The organism is Pseudoalteromonas sp. LC2018020214, assembly GCF_016598755.1.
Classification (GTDB): Bacteria; Pseudomonadota; Gammaproteobacteria; order Enterobacterales; family Alteromonadaceae; genus Pseudoalteromonas; species Pseudoalteromonas distincta.
This window is the reverse complement of record NZ_CP066804.1, coordinates 541110-559406: the sequence shown is the minus strand read 5'-3', so window position 1 is coordinate 559406 and position 18297 is coordinate 541110. Positions and strand designations below refer to the sequence as shown.

Annotated in this window: 12 protein-coding genes and 1 pseudogene; 1 reads left to right on the top strand and 12 read right to left on the bottom strand. The window is 37.2% G+C overall.

Features of this window, described 5'->3' with window-relative positions:
* Positions 1-17: 17 nt before the first annotated feature.
* The gene (locus tag JG479_RS02430; protein WP_200219871.1) at positions 18-386 is read right to left on the bottom strand and encodes a GxxExxY protein; all 369 of its coding nucleotides are present in this window, start codon (positions 384-386) and stop codon (positions 18-20) included.
* A 1194-nt stretch (positions 387-1580) separates the two neighbouring features.
* On the opposite strand from JG479_RS02430, the gene JG479_RS02425 reads away from it, so the two are divergent.
* Entirely contained in the window at positions 1581-3038 is a 1458-nt protein-coding gene (locus JG479_RS02425; RefSeq protein WP_200219870.1) for a hypothetical protein, read from the top strand.
* 940 nt (positions 3039-3978) lie between these two features.
* Here JG479_RS02425 and JG479_RS02420 read toward each other — a convergent pair.
* The 11 genes and pseudogenes from JG479_RS02420 to JG479_RS02370 all read right to left on the bottom strand — a co-directional run bounded on the left by JG479_RS02420 (position 3979) and on the right by JG479_RS02370 (position 18297).
* The gene (locus JG479_RS02420) at positions 3979-4623 is read right to left on the bottom strand and encodes an SCP2 sterol-binding domain-containing protein (protein ID WP_200219869.1); all 645 of its coding nucleotides are present in this window, start codon (positions 4621-4623) and stop codon (positions 3979-3981) included.
* A gap of 105 nt (positions 4624-4728) precedes the next feature.
* A complete protein-coding gene (locus tag JG479_RS02415; protein ID WP_200219868.1) occupies positions 4729-5517 on the bottom strand; it encodes a sulfotransferase family 2 domain-containing protein in 789 nt (262 codons plus the stop codon).
* Positions 5518-5564: 47 nt separating this feature from the next.
* On the bottom strand, positions 5565-6731 hold the full coding sequence (locus JG479_RS02410; RefSeq protein ID WP_039485550.1) for a nucleotide sugar dehydrogenase: 1167 nt from the start codon (positions 6729-6731) through the stop codon (positions 5565-5567).
* A gap of 186 nt (positions 6732-6917) precedes the next feature.
* Positions 6918-7085: pseudogene (locus JG479_RS02405) on the bottom strand (UTP--glucose-1-phosphate uridylyltransferase); the annotation flags it as partial.
* Between the two features lie 302 nt (positions 7086-7387).
* Positions 7388-8680: an ATP-grasp fold amidoligase family protein gene (locus tag JG479_RS02400; RefSeq protein WP_200219867.1), complete on the bottom strand. Its 1293-nt coding sequence runs from the start codon at positions 8678-8680 to the stop codon at positions 7388-7390.
* Between the two features lie 183 nt (positions 8681-8863).
* Positions 8864-11944, bottom strand: coding sequence for a glycosyltransferase (locus JG479_RS02395; RefSeq protein ID WP_200219866.1), 3081 nt, complete (start codon positions 11942-11944; stop codon positions 8864-8866).
* Between the two features lie 7 nt (positions 11945-11951).
* The gene (rfbB, locus tag JG479_RS02390) at positions 11952-13064 is read right to left on the bottom strand and encodes a dTDP-glucose 4,6-dehydratase (RefSeq protein ID WP_200219865.1); all 1113 of its coding nucleotides are present in this window, start codon (positions 13062-13064) and stop codon (positions 11952-11954) included.
* A 1303-nt stretch (positions 13065-14367) separates the two neighbouring features.
* Positions 14368-15276, bottom strand: a complete 909-nt coding sequence (gene rfbD, locus JG479_RS02385) for a dTDP-4-dehydrorhamnose reductase (RefSeq protein WP_200219864.1) — start codon at positions 15274-15276, stop codon at positions 14368-14370.
* 24 nt (positions 15277-15300) lie between these two features.
* Positions 15301-15846: a dTDP-4-dehydrorhamnose 3,5-epimerase gene (rfbC, locus tag JG479_RS02380; protein WP_200219863.1), complete on the bottom strand. Its 546-nt coding sequence runs from the start codon at positions 15844-15846 to the stop codon at positions 15301-15303.
* 12 nt (positions 15847-15858) lie between these two features.
* Positions 15859-16770 carry a glucose-1-phosphate thymidylyltransferase RfbA gene (gene rfbA / locus JG479_RS02375; protein ID WP_200219862.1) on the bottom strand — a complete coding sequence of 304 codons (912 nt, stop codon included), beginning with the start codon at positions 16768-16770 and terminating at the stop codon, positions 15859-15861.
* Positions 16771-16830: 60 nt separating this feature from the next.
* Positions 16831-18297 (bottom strand): lipopolysaccharide biosynthesis protein, encoded by a 1467-nt coding sequence (locus JG479_RS02370; RefSeq protein WP_200219861.1) that lies wholly within the window; start codon positions 18295-18297, stop codon positions 16831-16833.

Sequence of the window (18297 nt, the reverse complement as noted above, 5' to 3'; positions counted from 1 at the left end):
GGAGTTATTAAATGATGCTATACGCTAATTCGTTTAATGCCATCTAACAATTTAACTTGATTGAAGTTTATTAATAGCCCGGTTTTAATACCAGACAACTTTAAATATGTAATTAGTTGAGCGGAGTGGATTGGTAGTAGTTTATCAACAGCCTTCAATTCTATGATTAATTCACCTGGTATTAAAATATCTAGCCGGTAAGCAGCATCTATTGCTCTACCTTTATAATTTATTGGAAGAAGCACTTGGTTTTTAACTAGTAAGCCTGCATCGTGAAGCTCATACATAAAACAGCGTTCATAGGTAGACTCTAGGAGCCCAGGCCCCAGTGCTCGATGCACTTCTATTGCGCAACCAATTACTTTTTTAGTTAATAAGTCTTCCATAACTACCTTTTAATTTAGTATTGAAGCTATTTGTATTAATTCAGAAGATATAGATTAACTATTTGTTTTTAGCAATTTTTACTGTTACGAGGTTTTAAAATCTAACTTAGTAAAAAAGCTAGCTCTAACAGTTACACCGACGAGTAATTGGATCTTCTCTTTCACTCTCGGTGAGCTCTGTGTTCTCTGTGGTGATAACAATGTCTTAATTACTTTAAGAACTTTTAGCCCAAGACAATTTTACCACCGAGGACACAGAGGCGCTGCGCGCTACACCGAGGAGTTATTAGCTCTTCTCCTTCACTTCTCTGTGCACTCTGTGTTCTCTGTGGTGATAACAATGTCTTAATCACTTTATAAAAATAAATCTACCATCGAGGGCACAGAGGCGCTGCGCACTACACCGAGGAGTAATTAGAGCTTCTCCTTCACTTCTCTTTGCACTCTGTGTTCTCTGTGGTGATAACAATGTCTTAATCACTTTATAAAAACAAATCTACCACCGAGGGCACAGAGGCGCTGCGCGCTACACCGAGGAGTTATTGGCTCTTCTCTTTCACTTCTCTGTGCACTCTGTGTTCTCTGTGGTGATAAAATCACTTTAGTTTTTTACTTAAAAATAAATCTACCACCGAGGGCACAGAGGCGCTGCGCGCTACACCGAGGAGTTATTGGCTCTTCTCTTTCACTTCTCTGTGCACTCTGTGTTCTCTGTGTTCTCTGTGGTGATAAAATCACTTTAGTTTTTTACTTAAAAAAATAAATCTACCATCGAGGGCACAGAGGCGCTGCGCACTACACCGAGGAGTAATTAGAGCTTCTCCTTCACTTCTATTTGCACTCTGTGTTCTCTGTGGTGATAACAATGTCTTAATCACTTTATAAAAACAAATCTACCACCGAAGGCACAGAGGCGCTGCGCGCTACACCGAGGAGTTATTGGCTCTTCTCTTTCACTTCTCTGCGTTCTCGGTGTTCTCTGTGGTGATAAAATCACTTTAGTTTTTTACTTAAAAAAATAAATCTACCATCGAGGGCACAGAGGCGCTTCGCGCTACACCGAGGAGTTATAAAATCTTTACGTCATCATGATGATACATATAGAATACGCCCATAAAAAAGCTTTATGAAAAAGGAGTCTGTAGTACTTCTGTTCATACATAAAAAATATAATTGAACGTAAAGGGAGATACCGTGAAAATATTGGAAGTGCTAAAAAATGCTGATTTAAGTACAGTACAAAATGGCCAAGATACTGTCGCAGACATGTATTACAGATACAAAATAAAAGACTTAAATAAGCCAATTGTAATCACCTTTCCCCCTAACAGAGAAAAAATCAATAACAATCCGAACATCGCCCCTTTTAATTTTAACTTTTTATGTCGATACGATATAAATATTTTATGTTTTGGTGTACTAGGTGCCCATAAAAATAACTATTTTATGCATCCAGAATTTTCAGCATTTATAGAAAAGTTAGGGGTTGCATTAAAGCCATTTAAAATACGATTAGGGTACGCAAATAGTAAGGGAGGATTTGGAATTGGGGCTTATGCTAACGCGCTAAAATTAGATCATGCAATTTTATTTCATCCTGTCAGTACAAAAAATATAGCGCTAGTTCCATGGGACAACCAAGCTACAACTAAAGCTTCACAGCACCTAGATTGGTCAGGCCCTTACGGAGACGTAAATATGGGGGAGTGCAAGGGTTTTGTAATATATGACCCCCTCAATCCAATTGACGTAAAACATGCAAATAGATTCCCTAATTTAAAACATATAAAAATGTATGGATACGGGCATAGCCAAGGATATTATTTTTTAGCACAGCATTCCGATCTAATTAAAGAAATGTTAAATGGCTTCATAAATAAACAAGAAGTAGATATAACAAACCTAAGAAAAAAAGGTAAATTGCTCAGAACAACTAGCTATTACTACACCAAACTTTTAGAAAAGAAGCCGCAAAATAAAACACTACTAAAAAGCCGAGAAAAACTTGAAAAACTGGTCACTTCACCACAAGTAAAACCCATAAAAAAGCAATCAGAAAAGAATATTAATACAATTAGAGATTCAGCTTTAGCTTTAGAAAAAATAAGTGTCGAAAAGGCACTAAACCTGATGAAAATTGCATTAGAGCTAAGCCCTAAAGACTCATTTATTATTAATAAAGTCAATGAATACACTCTAGGTTTTATGGAGTTATCACTAAAAAATAATTTAAAAGAAGAAAAATGTAAGCAAATAAAAAGTAAAGCTGGGAAAGGATTATATTTTGATCATATTAAAAATAAATGTATTACGGCTAGTGAATCCAAAGCCCATACCGACAACCTCTCATTAGTTGCATTGAATATATCCGCTTCAAACCAAGTTTCGTTTTTTACTATAAAAAACAAGACTGATCTAGTTCCTTTATTTTTATCAAAAAAAGGTCTTACAAAAAGTGCTAATAATAACTTTAAAAGTCTTTCCGAATTAATTAAGACTAATGACGGCTACTACCTAATAAAAACTGAAGAATGTTACTTGTGTGCAGAGCCTTCTGGTAAAGTTTTATCTAATCGTAAAGTCGCTAATAATTGGGAGCGTTTCAGTATTAGTAATTTACCTAAAAACATTTTGGACCCTTTGGTAAATTAATCCAAAGCTGCTACTAGCTCTTCAAATAATTATATAAGATTTAGTAGAGATGGTTTATGCACCTGTTAATCTGGTGCAAACCGATGCTTATACTTTGTTCCACTACCCTTGTATTGCCTTTGTAGTAATTTAAAGTATTGTTACCATCTAAGCGCTACACCGAGGAGTAATTAGAGCCTCTCTTTTTCTTCTCGGTGAGCTCTGTGTTCTCTGTGGTGATAACAATGTCTTAATTACTTTAAGAGCTTTTAGCCCAAGACAAATCTACCACCGAGGGCTCAGAGGCGCTGCGCGCTACATCGAGGAGTAATTGGAGCTTCTCTTTTACTTCTCTGTGCACTCGGTGTTCTCTGTGGTGATAACAATGTTTTAATTACTTTATGAACTTTAGCCAAAAACAATCTACCACCGAGGGCACAGAGGCGCTGCGCACTACACCGAGAAGTTATTAGAGCTTCTCTTTTACTTCTCTGTGCACTCGGTGTTCTCTGTGGTGATAACAATGTCTTAATTACTTTAAGAACTTTTAGCCCAAGACAAATCTACCACCGAGGGCACAGAGGCGCTTCGCGCTACACCGAGGAGTTATTAGCTCTTCTCCTTCACTTATCGGTGAGCTCTGTGGTCTCTGTGGTGATAACAATGTCTTAATCACTTTTGAAAAAATCTACCACCGAGGACACAGAGGCGCTGCGCGCTACACCGAGGAGTTATTAGCTCTTCTCTTTTACTTCTCTGTGCACTCTGTGTTCTCGGTGGTGATAACAATGTATTAATCACTTTAAGAACTTTAGCCCAAGACAATTCTACCACCGAGGGCACAGAGGCGCTGCGCGCTACACCGAGGAGTTATTAGATCTTCTCCTTCACTTCTCTGTGTTCTCTGTGGTGATAATAATCTCTTATTTTCTTGTTTATAGGGTAAAAAACAAATATGTTATTAGTTGGTGGTGGCTAGCTTGGCTTGGTAGGTCTTCACTTTATTATTAATTACCTTACCATGAGGGCGGGCTTGTTGGGCGAGTAGCATTAAGCTTAATGCTTTTTCTAAGTCTGTATTCTCAAGCTTTATAGCTTCATCGCGAATAAAATCAATGTTCGAAGGGATAGCCAAGTCATCTATAGTAATATTGTTGATATCTAAAGGCGCAGGCTCTACAGGCTGTTTAGATTTTAAGTTTAAAAACGAAAATAAATGATTCGATAAACTCTTTAATCGCTTTTCATCAAGTGCATGTAAGTTATTGGCTATTGTCTCAACCAGTGCAGGCTCACCAATAAGCTTTATATCACCATTATTTAAAGCACCTACAATATCAACTTTATTATGAACTTTAATAACTATGGCAAACTTCGTTTTAAGCTCAACATCTGCTTTGCGCTGAGCTGTTCCTGTAAAGCCTTGCTCAGTGTAAGTTAAAAGCCAGCTCTTTTTTAAATCACTTACATTTAGCTTAACTACCTTATTATTTAAATCGCTTAAATCGTGGTGCTCAAATAAGTAATTTAACGCCTTGCATAAAGCTTTATTTTGAAACGTTTTTGGTATTAACCTAAGTGAGGTCGTAATCAGAGTTTTTTTCATTTTTTAATTACTTAAATAAATTAATAAGAGGAAAGTTTAAGAGTTGCATAAAGTGCTTTATTAAATTAATAAAACACTTTAATTAAAGCAGGTAAGAAATTTGAATTAGCTAAACAAAAGGTCGTTTTCATCACAATATTTGCTATAGAGCGCAATATCATCAGCATAAAGTTTTTTAACTAACTGTATTAGCTCTTCGGTATACAGTGCTTTATGGCTTGGGCACTTTCCAGCACGTTTTAAAACTGCAATATCAAAGGCTGATGTTCGGCTAAAATTATCATCATTTAACATTTCAAATTTGTCCGTACCATGGCCCGTTAAACTGCGTGCATCAACAACATCAAAATCAATCTTTTCTTTAAGAGTCGTTGTGGCCTTATCAAAATGCTCTAGTGCAAAATAATCATCGTACTCTTTATATAACAAAAATAAATTTTGTGGTTTCCAATGTATATTAGCACCTTTCATAGGCGGTACAGCAAGCGATTTAACAAATTGCTCAAACGTCAAATCGTCAAGGTTAACCTCGCGTTTTAGTAAATCGCGATACTGCCAAGCCTCTGGCTCTTTGGCCACAAACTTATCTAAAAACACACTCGCTAACCGCCTAAATGGGCAGCGTAATACAACAAACTTGTAGTTTGCCGTCGCCGCATCTTTTAACGTAGGCTTAAATGTTTGGTTATTGGCGTGTATCCAATGACCTTGCTCAACCCCACTTATACAACCATTAGCGATTGCTACTGATAAACGCAGCGTAGAACAGCCATTCTTAGGAATAAAGCTGTAAATAGCGTTACTGCTAAACACCTGCATTGCATAACTCATACAAAACTGGTGCTGAGTATTTTGGTTTAAATTGTTGAGGATGCTCGCACTAAAATTAAACATTACTAGCCCCGCTTTTTATTACACTAACTCAAATAAAACAGATAACTTTAATCACTACCAAACAAGTCTCGTGTATAAACTTTGTCTGCAATATCGCTTAGCTCTTCAACCATACGGTTAGACACAACAACGTCAGATATTTGCTTAAACTCATTTAAGTCTTTAATTACGCGAGAGTGGTAAAATTCGCTTTCTTCAAGTACTGGTTCGTAAACTACTACCTCAATACCTTTAGCTTTAATGCGCTTCATAATACCTTGTATAGCAGAAGCTCTGAAGTTATCAGACCCTGTTTTCATTACTAAACGATACACGCCAACCACTTTTGGGCTACGCTTAATTATTGAGTCCGCAATAAAGTCTTTACGTGTCGTATTAGCATCAACAATCGCACCAATAATGTTGTTTGGTACATTTGCATAATTTGCACGTAACTGCTTAGTGTCTTTTGGTAAGCAGTAACCGCCATATCCAAACGATGGATTATTGTAATGATCACCAATACGTGGGTCTAAACTAACACCCTGTATAATTTGCTTAGAGTTTAAGCCATGTGCTTCAGCGTAGCTATCAAGCTCATTAAAGTAAGCTACACGCATTGCTAAATAAGTGTTTGAGAACAACTTAATAGCTTCGGCTTCAGTTGAGTCAGTAAAAAGTACTTCAATATCTTCTTTGATAGCGCCTTGCTTAAGTAAGTTAGCAAATACACTGGCGCGCTCACTTTGCTCACCAACAACAATACGCGATGGGTATAGGTTATCGTGTAGCGCTTTACCTTCACGTAAAAACTCTGGTGAAAATATTAAATTACTAATACCCAACGTCTCTTTAATATTTTGCGTAAAACCAACCGGTATAGTCGACTTAATCACCATAACTGCATTTGGGTTATGCGCTATTGCATCTTTAATTACAGCCTCTACAGAGTTTGTATTAAAGTAGTTATTTTCAACATCGTAATCGGTTGGAGTCGCAATAATTACAAAATCGGCATTTTTGTATGCGGCTACTTTATCAGTTGTGGCTGTAAAATTTAAATCACTGCGCGTTAAAAACTCACTAATTTCAGTATCAACAATAGGCGATTGCTTATTGTTTAAAAGCGCAATTTTGTGGTCATCTATATCTAATGCAACCACTTCATTGTGCTGCGCTAACAACATAGCATTAGAAAGGCCTACATAGCCTGTACCAACAACGGCTATTTTCATTTTATTCCCTTAAAGTTTATAATTTTAATCATTTGATTTTACCAGATATATAAAGTAAAACGAATGAACAACTCGTTCAATTAATTTGTTCTTAGCTAAACATTAATCCTCATCTTAGAAACAACTAAAATGAGGCTATGTACCTACAACTTATAGTTAGTAAGTAATTTACTAAACATATCAATTTTAGCTTTTCACTTGGCTTAAAAACTTATTGAAGTCTGTACCTAACTTGTCATCACGCATTGCATATTCAACAATAGCTTTAAGATAGCCAAGCTTATCGCCACAATCAAGCGAACGCCCACATGCTTCTACAGTTTCTTTCATCATTAACGCATCAATCAAATCGGTTGGCAGTAGCTATCTGCATAGTTTTCAGCCTCTCTCATTCAATAAACTATTATAGCTTTATAGACAATTCGTATTGTTGATTAACAGAGATATTTAGAGGCATACAATGAAAAATTATACACAATACAATCCTATTTTTAGCCATTATCTTTAGTTAAAGCTCTTTTTTAGCTAAAAGAGCAACTAAATAACTAAAATATATTAACTAAGCCCATTCATTAATAATTTCCGTAATATAAAAGCACTGGACTAAGTTAAGAACAGCTGCTACAACCATTTACCGTAATAGGTAAGCGCTTGATTTATAATTTATTTCTGTTGTGAAACTTAATAACATTTTTAGCATATTCATAATTATTAGCCTCTGCAATTCCCTGTATCTCATTTAAACATTCATCAACATTAAAGCAGTTGTAGAAGTTAATTTTAACTTGCTGATATCGAACTTTATACCAATCTCCTTTATCCTGATTTGCTCTATAATATTCAAGAGCTAGCTCATTAAAACCATGATATTCCTCAGTTCTGTTTAAGTACCCTTTACCATTTTTTATCATACTACAAATTGCAAAGTATGCACCTTCACCACCATTACTTGCTTGAATCAATAAGTTTGAGAATTTAATTTGCTCATGTAACAAAGAAGAAGTGCAGTTATGTATATCAAAAACACGTTTATCACCATTTATCAGAGAAGCTGTTTTATACGGTATTGTGGCTATTTCTAGAGGTGCTAAGTTAGGATTTTGGTGTGTGTCACAGTCATGCCAAAAATCTTGCTCCCTGACATTAAAGCCACTTATAGATGCATCAACATTCTCTCTCAATGTATAAGAATCCAAAATTTCTAAAACTCTATCACTGAAGTCAATCATACCAGAATCCAAAGCTCCTGGGGCGAAAGTAAACTCTCCAAAAACTGGGCCTTCAAGTGAATCGAAAAGATCTATACTTGTAAATTTTGTTTGGGCTTCAATGGATAACTTCCTAGCCATATGTAACATTTCTGAAAAATTCACAGGAATTAAATGATTTCCGTAAACCCAGCGTTTACCGTCTAAAAAGTAGTCTACATTGGGTTTTAAAGGAGTAAATGTACCGTCAAAAACGGAAACCTTTGCTGGGTAACTATTCCTATCAATTTGTATTATTAAAGCAACTCTCTTTCCAAAACAGTAAAACTTATAATCTAAGGGTATATCTTTACCCAAGATATAGGAGTTTACAAGAGTTTCAGCAACCCAATAAGTGGGTTGCCTTCCATGTATATTTTTGCCAATATCTTCAGATGCATATATCTCCTTAGTCATAAGGTCTATATATTTTTCTTCTTCCAATCTTCTTAAAAGGTATACTCCTTTGGAAGAGTGTAAATCTCCGCCTTTAATGACAAAAGTAGTCCCTAAAACCTCTTCGGCCCACTCAACAGCCTTCTCCACCTTATCAAAGCTGTTCAGTAGAGGAGTTTTAAAACCTAAACCACGAACAAAGTTATTCGCATTGACTTTATTGTCTAATTCCCATGGAACATTATTATCTTTCCCTTCAAACCTTAATCTCAACAAAGATTTAAATGAAGATTTTATTTCAGCCATAACCTTAATAATCCTTTAGTTATTTGATGAACAATAAAGCTGATCAAATATCTGTATCATTAGTTATACTAACGATACATTTACATACTAGCTTACTGTTGCCTAGATTAGATAAAGCATTTCATCCAATCCTACATCATTAAAAATTAATCACTACCTACTAATATATTGTATATCCATATATTAAAAGTCCCAAATAGGGGTCAGTTTATTATCTTCCCATGTATTTTTGACAAACATTACCTCAAACTCACTATCATCTTTTTTCTTTAAGTGAGCTGTCGACTGTTGGTGTAAGTGATACAACTTAGATTTTGGTGTGAAGTATATCTTCTTTTTAGCATTATAGAGCGTACTGTAGCAATAGAGTCTATCAGAACGATAATGCCTTCCTAGCTTTTCATCAAGCAAACCAATTTTATCCAAAGTTTCACGAGTTATGTAAACACAGAAGAAGGGTATAAAATTAACCTCAAATTCTGGGTTTACACTCTCTAACTGTGATAGTTCCAAGTTTTTATGGTGGGCCGATACTGTTACATCAATCTCACGTGAGCTATCCGCATAAGGTACATGTGTATTAATTGTTTTTGTATTAGGCAGTAAGACTTGCTGAGGAGATACAATGCCAGCATCACTATGCTTAATTGTTACGTCTTCCATTGCGGTTAGCCAGCCATGTGTAGCAATAGCGTCATTATTAATTAAAACAATATTATAATCAGGGTTAGCTATTGCTATACCTTGGTTAACCGCAGCTGTAAAGCCGTCATTACTTTTATTATATATCGCTTTTATATTACTGTATTTTTTGTCTAAATCTTCAACCATTGTAACCGTTTCGAATTCAGAACAATTATCAATTATAATTAATTCAGTAATACTCGCATCTGTCGTGCTAATAATACTTTCGACACAAGCTTCAAGTATTTTTGGAATATTGTAGCTAACTAATATTATACTTGCCCCTAGCTTCTGCTCTTTTTTAACTGTCAGCTCGTCTACACTAATTAAAGGTTCAGACGTACTTTCACCATCAGAAATAAAATCTATTGAATCAAAGTCAAGATTTTTTTGAACTTTGTTTTTTGAACGATACTCTAGTAACCCATCCAAAGCGTCTTGATAGTTTTCTGACACGGTTATTGTTTCTTCACCGTCATTATAAAAATAATGACTAAGTATATTTTTAACCGCTAACGGCTTTTTATCTTCTGTATATCTTAGTATTAGGTCCCAATCAACCAACCTACGTAAATCTTGATTAAAGCCACCTTTAGATTTATATAGTGAAGCTCTATGAACAAATGCATTCATGTCTATATAGTTTCTATTTTCTAAAAGGGTTCTATTAAATAAACCGAACCGTATTCCGTAAGGCGTGTCATTTTTTTTGTACAAATATTGAGCACAATAAGCACTATCGTAAGCTTTAGCTTCTTCTAAGTTACCTATCATTATAGTTAAAAAATGCTCTTTCCATGTATTGTCACTATCAAGGTATGCTATGTATTTACCTTTACATAATGTTAGCGCTTTATTTCTAGCTGCAGATACGCCACCATTAGAGCTCATTTTATAAAGCTTTATTCTTTTATCAGAAAACGAATTAACTTTTTCAACTGTACTGTCAGAGCTGCCATCGTCAACAACTATTAACTCCCAATTACTATAGCTTTGATCCAGAACAGACTTTATTGCAGTCTCAATAATAAGCTCTCTGTTATAAGCTGGCATAACTATAGAAATTAAAGGCTTTTTCTTCTTAGGAGCAAATAACTCTAAATACTTTTTACTATCAAACTTTTCTAACCAGTCCATATAAGCAAAACAACGCTTATCTTCTTCTCTAAAAGGTGCTCTTACCTCTCGATGAAAAAACGACCACTTTAAATAACCATCAAAATCGGTAAAATCTCTATTTATAGAAAATGTAAGTTCTCTTTCAGAAATCAAATATTTTCCGGTTTCGTCTCGTAGCTGATAATTCCTTTTCTTTCCATCCATAAAAGAAAGCGGTAAAGGAAACTCAAACCCTCCAAAACCTTTATTAATGTTTAATTTATCTAAATCAGCTCTAAAAATTTTTGCCGTAATAGGTGAAACGCGCTTACCATCAACAAATAAAGTAACCAAACTTCCATTTTTGCCTGCCTCACTAGAGGTGGAAGCCCAGCCTTTGAGGATTCCATTTGAAGATGTTTGTTCAATATTCCCTTTGTAATCAGGGTGCCTATTTATACTTGAGCTTTCTTTTTGTTTAGGCTTACTTAGCACTAATTTAGAGGTATATTCTTTTTTAGGAAATGAAAAGCTTGATACACCTTGAACTTGCGCTATTACTGAGTGCTTTTTTCCATCTTTAAACATTAGTGGAATAGGAAATTCGAATCCACAATCACCTGAGTTTTTTAGGTTATTTTGCACATCTTTCCTGTGTAAATTTGCTGGCAAAGAGCCAATTTGAATATTGTCAATGAACAAATCTACTGTAGGTTTTAAGTTTTCCTTGCCTATTACTTCTACCCACCCTCTTATTTTACTTTCCAAAGGTGTATCAAGATTCCCTCGAAGCTTATCATTCTCAGCTAAAGCGAGATCCAAAATCATATTTTTTTCGGCTATAAACTCCTGCTTACCATTAATATCTGCATATACACTTATTAGGTGGCTTTCACCATCACTAACAAATAGATTCAAAGGGAACTCAAAAGAACAAAAACCATTCATATAGCCTGCAGCGTCTAAATCTTCCCTATATTGGTCAGCAAGTATGGTTTCGACTTCCTGTCCGTCACAATAAATTACTACTTTTACGGGCGATTCTTTATTTGCTAAATTAATAGCCCAACCCGCAATGATGTCGGGCTTAAACCTATCAACATATGCTGTATGTTTTACTGTATCAAACTCACTTTTCGCTACATCAGTACCACCGATAGGAAAGTCAGTTCCATTAGTAAAGTTAAAAAATAACTCTTTAGGTTCTGATTTAGCTACTAAAGTAATACTTGAATTAAACTCAATTTCTTTTAACGAAATTTCAAATGCGCACAAACCATCATTGTATCCAACCTGCTTTAAATCTTCTCTAAATTGCTCTGCAATTGCTGTCTTTACTTCTTCACCATTAATTAATACTTTAATTTCAAGTGCTTTATTGCTTTCTGGATCATGAGCCCAACCAAATATTGTGTTGCCATCGAAATAATCAACGAAGCCTATAATACTTGTATTTTTATTTAACATTTCCATATCACTCATTTTAAACCTACAACCCTTTACTGCTTAAAGTACTTTCAGACTGTAATAAATCCATCCACCACGTTTCATTATCAAGATACCAATCAAGTGTTTTTGCAAAGCCTGTTTCAAAGCTCTCGGCTGGCACATAACCTAGTTCGTTGTTTGTTTTAGTTGCGTCAATTGCATAACGGCGGTCATGCCCTGCTCGATCTGTTACATAAGTAATTAGCTGTTCAACATTATTAGTAATCGCCGATTTTGCATTAGGGAAGCGCTTAGCTAGCTCTGGATTTGTTGCAAATTTTTCGCCCATTACTTTACATACTAGTTTTACTATGTCGATATTGGCCCATTCGTTGTTGCCGCCAATGTTATAGTTTTCGCCTATACGGCCTTTTTTAAGTACTAGCTCTATACCACGTGCGTGATCTTCTACGTATAACCAGTCACGAATTTGTTGGCCATCGCCATACACAGGCAGTGGCTTGTCGTTCAAAATATTTGTAACAATAAGCGGTATTAATTTTTCAGGAAAATGGAACGGCCCATAGTTGTTTGAACAGTTTGATGTTGTAACCTCAAGCCCGTACGTATGGTGATACGCACGTACTAAGTGGTCGCTCGCTGCTTTTGACGCAGAATAAGGTGAGTTTGGTGCGTACGCTGTTTCTTCGGTAAAAGCAGGATCGGTTGCGCTAAGAGTACCGTATACTTCGTCGGTACTTACATGATGAAAGCGATGCTCTAATGGCTCATTGCCTGCAGCTTTTGGCTCGTCTATCCACTTCTTTTTAGCTGCTTTTAATAAGCTGTATGTACCGAGTATATTTGTTTCAATAAAGGCGTCTGGCCCTGTAATTGAGCGGTCTACATGCGACTCTGCTGCAAAGTGTACTATGGTATTTAACTGATGACTGTCGATTAGGTTTTCAATTAGGGTCGTATCGCAAATATCGCCGTGTACAAATGTCATATTTGGGTTGTTTGATACGCTATCTAGATTGGCTTTATTGCCTGCGTAGGTCAGTGCGTCTAGCACTATTACTTTATCTTGTGGGTTTTGCGCTAACCAATAGTGCACAAAGTTTGCACCTATAAAACCTGCACCGCCTGTTACTAATAAGTTTTTAACTGTCATCTGTTATTCCATTTTACAAATTTTGGCTTTAAGTCTTATGTCACCGGGACGAGTCATAAGCTGTAAACCGTAAGACTACAAATTTTACAAAAGAGTAAAACCGTAAAGGTAATTTATTTTTACCTTTAATGCGCTCTCTTTAATACTGATAATTACTTTACTTACTTTTAAAGCGAGGTATAAACCCCCACCTAAAAAACAATTTTACCACAGAGCCGCTTCGCGCTACACCGAGAAAAAGATCTTCTCCTTCACTTCTCTGTGTCCTCTGTGTTCTCTGTGGTGATAACAATGTCTTAATCACTTTATGAGCTTTAGCCCAAGACAATTTTACCACCGAGGACACCGAGGCGCTGCGCGCTACACCGAGGAGTAATTAGATCTTCTCCTTCACTTCTCTGTGTTCTCTGTGGTGATAACAATCTCTTTATGAGCGAGGTATAAAACCTCACCTACAAAACAATTTTACCACCGAGGGCACCGAGGCGCTGCGCGCTACACCGAGAAAAAGAGCTTCTCCTTCACTTCTCTGTGTCCTCTGTGTTCTCTGTGGTGATTATAATGTCTTAATCACTTTATAACCTTTAGCCCAATACAATTTTACCACCGAGGGCACCGAGGCGCTGCGCGCTACACCGAGAAGTAATTAGATCTTCTCCTTCACTTCTCTGTGAATTCTGTGTTCTCTGTGGTGATAACAATGTCTTAATCACTTTATGAGCTTTAGCCCAAGACAATTTTACCACCGAGGACACCGAGGCGCTGCGCGCTACACCGAGGAGTAATTAGATCTTCTCCTTCACTTCTCTGTGTTCTCTGTGGTGATAACAATCTCTTTATGAGCGAGGTATAAAACCTCACCTACAAAACAATTTTACCACCGAGGGCACCGAGGCGCTGCGCGCTACACCGAGAAGTAATTAGATCTTTTCCTTCACTTCTCTGTGAATTCTGTGTTCTCTGTGGTGATAAAATCACTTTGGTTTTTTACTTAAAAATAAATCTACCACCGAGGGCACAGAGGCGCTTCGCGCTACACCGAGAAAAAGATCTTCTCCTTCACTTCTCGGTGTCCTCTGTGTTCTCGGTGGTGATAACAATGTCTTAATCACTTTATGAGCTTTAGCCCAAGACAATTTTACCACCGAGGGCACCGAGGCGCTTCGCGCTGCACCGAGAAGTAATTAGCTCTTCTCTTTCACTTCTCTGTGTTCTCTGTGGTGATAGCAATGTCTTATTCACTTTATGAGCCTTAGCACAAGACAATTTCGCCACAGAGGCGCTGCTCGCCTATATATGTAATTTAAGCTTGCGCTTTTAACTCTGTTAGCATTGCTTTTAACTGTGCACGCCAGTGCACCGTTTTTACACCGCTCAGCTCTTCTGCTTGTGCTTTATTAAGCACACTAAATGCCGGGCGTTTAGCCGGTGTTGGGTAGCTTGCCGCAGGTATTGCACTAATAGGTATCGCTTTACTTAATAACCCTTGCTCTACCGCGAGCTCTTGAATTGCTACAGCAAAGTCGTACCACGAGGCTACACCTGCATCGGTCCAATTAAGTATTAACGAATTATTAGCGCTGCTGTGCTGCTCATTAATTGTATTATCACTTGTTTTAGCAACTAATGCCCAAAGCATATTAGCCAAACCAGCGGCCCATGTTGGTGTACCAACTTGGTCACCTACTATACCTAATTGCTCTTTTTCGCTCATTAAACGCAGCATCGTTTTTACAAAGTTATTACCAAAAACTGAGTACACCCATGCTGTACGCACTATTATTGCTTGCGACCCTAAAGCCTCGTTAATAGCTTGTTCACCAGCTAGTTTAGACGCACCATAAACACCCAATGGGTTTGTTGCATCGCTTGCGGTATAAGGCAAAGTGCTCGTGCCATCAAACACAAAGTCAGTCGATATGTGTATAAGCTTAGCGTTAATATGCTTACACACATTTGCTAAATTAGCTGCACCTTGCTTATTTACTGCGTAAGCTTGGTCAACATCAGTTTCCGCTTTATCAACCGCAGTATATGCTGCAGCATTAATAACTATATCTGGTGAATTGCTTATTAATAGCTCGTTTACTTGCTCAACATTACTAATATCGAGCTCTTTAGAGCCAAAGCAAATTAGCTCTACATTGCTTGGGCAGGTTTTTTGTAACTCTGAGCCTAATTGGCCATTTTTACCTGTTATTAATACTTTCATGGTGACTACTTAATTGATTGAATTTTAAAATGTTGGGGCGTTATTAAAGCTAAGACCAGCTTCGTCTTTGGCAGACAGCTGTGGTAACTTACCTTCCACTAATGGCCAGTCAATATTTAGAGTTGGGTCATCCCATTTTATTGATACTTCAACATTTGGGTTATAAACGTCAGTACATTTATATACAAACTCAGCGCTCTCGGTGGTTACATAAAAACCATGTGCAAAACCTTCTGGTACCCAAAGTTGGCGTTTATTTTCAGCCGACAGTAACACTCCTACCCACTGCCCAAATGTTGGTGAGTTTTTACGCATGTCTACTGCAACATCAAACACCTCACCTTGTGTTACGCGTACTAACTTACCTTGAGTGTTTTGTGTTTGGTAATGTAAGCCACGCAATATACCGTGCGCCGATTTACTGTGGTTTTCTTGCACAAAGGTGCGCTCGCCGCAATGCTGGTTAAATAGCTCTGTACGAAAGGTTTCCATAAAAAAACCACGCTCGTCACCAAACACTTGAGGCTCTATTATTTTTACATCGGGGATGCTAGTTTCAATAAATTTCATTATTATTGCCTATTAAAATACAGTTTGATCTAAAAGCGATAGCAAATACTTACCATAACCCGACTTTTTAAGTGGCTTAGCTAGCTTTTTAAGTTGCTCAGCATTTATGTAACCCATGCGGTAAGCTATTTCTTCTGGGCAGTTAATTTTTAGGCCTTGGCGTTTTTCTATCGCGCGGATAAAGTTAGCCGCGTCTAGTAAATCATCTAGTGTGCCTGTATCTAACCAAGCAGTACCGCGCCCCATTATTTCAACGCTTAGTTCTTTTTTAGCTAGGTATTGTTCTATTACGTCGGTAATTTCAAGCTCACCACGCTCTGATGGTTTTACGTTTTTAGCAAATTCGACCACACGGCTATCAAAAAAGTATAACCCTGGTACAGCATAGTTTGATTTAGGTTTGTCTGGCTTTTCTTCTATTGAAATGGCTTTACCGCTCTCGTCAAATTCAACCACACCATACGACTTAGGGTTTGATACGTGATAACCAAACACAGTAGCGCCTTGCTCACAACTTGTTGCATTTTGAAGTGAAATAGATAAATCATGACCATAAAACAGGTTATCACCCAGTACTAACGCAGCGCATTGACCTTGTAAAAAGTCTTCAGCTAATAAAAATGCTTGTGCTAGCCCATCTGGACTTGGTTGCTCTTTATATTCAAAGCTCATTCCCCATTCACTACCATCACCAAGTAGTTCTTTAAAACGTGGTAGCTCTTGAGGGGTCGATATAATTAGTATTTCGGTAATACCCGCCATCATTAAGGTAGACACCGGGTAAAATATCATTGGTTTGTCATATACCGGCATCAATTGCTTACTTACTACTTTAGTAAGTGGATACAAACGTGTTCCTGATCCACCGGCTAAAATGATCCCTTTGCGCGCTGACTTGTTTACTGGGGCTTTTAATGAATACATGTAGAGTCCTATCTATCAATTTTAATTAAATAATTTTTAAGCTGTGTAACTTTTATACATTTATCTCAGCTCTTTTACTGTGGCTAAAACTATTCTGCCAATACCAAACAGCATCAGCTGTAACACTGCGAATAATAAAATATTATATAAAGTGGCTGGGTATTTGTTGTCTTGCGGTAATGTTGCTGATTCTACAACAACTAAGTATTTTAACTGTCTATAAGCTTCTATTCTAGCTTTATCTAAAGAAACTTCCGATGATGTATAGCCTTTCAGTGCCAACTCTAACTCTATTTTTAAATCAGAAAATTGCGCAAGCACTTCACTTACTGAGGTTCCATTGTTTTTAACATTATTGTTAGTGCCCTGCTGAGTAGATAGCCTGTCTCTCTCCAGTTCTAGTTGCTTTTTAAGCGCACTAAGCTCAGAGGCTAGCATAACTACTTGCGGGGCTTTTTCGGTCATAGTTGAACGCAAGCCTTTTAGCTGCGCACTTTTAGTCGCTATTTGCCCTTCAAGCCCGTAGGTTATTTGCTGAAGAGCTAAGCCTTCGGCTTCTGGGTCGAGTAAGTTATTTTTTTGCTGAAAAGCGAGAGTGTTTTTTTGCGCATCGCGTAAGCGCTGCTCAACTTTTGCATGCTCTAACCTTATAAACTGTAACTGCGCGTCAGCTAATTGGTGGCCTATCGAGTTTATATACCACTCTGCGCGGTTAACAATTGCTTGCGTTAAGGTGTTGGCAAATTCGGGGGTAAAGCCCTGTACTAAAATTTTAATTACACCAGACGCTTCGTCAATCTCTACTGTGGTGTGATCTATATAAAACTTTAGTAAATCTTCTATGCTGGCGTCGCTGCTTAAACGTGAAAATACATCGCCACCATTTTGGTAATGTTCTTTTAAGTTATTGTGTGTTTGTAAGTAATTTAGCATGTCTTCTGAGTGAATATACGCTTTTGCTATTTCGGTATCAGCTGTTGAGTTACCGCCTACACCCAAACCGCTCAGTAGCGCCATTGACGGGTCCATTGTTGCCATGCCATCTGGCTGCTGAATTATTAATTGCGCACGGCTTTCAAACCGTGGTGCAGCCCAAACTAGCTGGTAAAATGCAAATAGCACAAACGGTACAGCTAGTAACAAAACCCAAGGCTGGGCCCACTTTTTTGAGCTGAAATTATTATTTAATTTACTGAAAAAGTTATCCAATTTATTATTTTTTACTTCGCTGTTTTTTTTATTTTCACTTTGCTTTGTACTTGGCTCAGTAGAAGTGCTGGTTTGCGTTTGCTTTGCATGTAAGGCCACTTCGTCGCTTAATCGCTTTAAATGTATTTTTATTTTTGGTCTATCTGGCTGTAAAGTGCGCACACGTTGCATAACTCTACGAGCTAGATAAATGTCTGTTTTCTCTAATTGTTGAGAAAGTTTAAAAAGCTCATCGGCGTTATTCCAAACCTCTGGGCTCGTTTTTTTGTGTAGTTCGCTAAAGCGTTGCTCTATTGTATTAACTGCTTGTTGACTCAT

Excerpts from the sequence above, each read along its gene's own strand:
- JG479_RS02430 (WP_200219871.1), bottom strand. The coding sequence starts at position 386 with ATGGAAGACTTATTAACTAAAAAAGTAATTGGTTGCGCAATAGAAGTG.
- JG479_RS02420 (WP_200219869.1), bottom strand. The coding sequence starts at position 4,623 with ATGAAAAAAACTCTGATTACGACCTCACTTAGGTTAATACCAAAAACG.
- JG479_RS02415 (WP_200219868.1), bottom strand. The coding sequence starts at position 5,517 with ATGTTTAATTTTAGTGCGAGCATCCTCAACAATTTAAACCAAAATACT.
- JG479_RS02410 (WP_039485550.1), bottom strand. The coding sequence starts at position 6,731 with ATGAAAATAGCCGTTGTTGGTACAGGCTATGTAGGCCTTTCTAATGCT.
- JG479_RS02400 (WP_200219867.1), bottom strand. The coding sequence starts at position 8,680 with ATGGCTGAAATAAAATCTTCATTTAAATCTTTGTTGAGATTAAGGTTT.
- JG479_RS02395 (WP_200219866.1), bottom strand. The coding sequence starts at position 11,944 with ATGAGTGATATGGAAATGTTAAATAAAAATACAAGTATTATAGGCTTC.
- rfbB (WP_200219865.1), bottom strand. The coding sequence starts at position 13,064 with ATGACAGTTAAAAACTTATTAGTAACAGGCGGTGCAGGTTTTATAGGT.
- rfbD (WP_200219864.1), bottom strand. The coding sequence starts at position 15,276 with ATGAAAGTATTAATAACAGGTAAAAATGGCCAATTAGGCTCAGAGTTA.
- rfbC (WP_200219863.1), bottom strand. The coding sequence starts at position 15,846 with ATGAAATTTATTGAAACTAGCATCCCCGATGTAAAAATAATAGAGCCT.
- rfbA (WP_200219862.1), bottom strand. The coding sequence starts at position 16,770 with ATGTATTCATTAAAAGCCCCAGTAAACAAGTCAGCGCGCAAAGGGATC.
- JG479_RS02370 (WP_200219861.1), bottom strand. The coding sequence starts at position 18,297 with ATGAGTCAACAAGCAGTTAATACAATAGAGCAACGCTTTAGCGAACTA.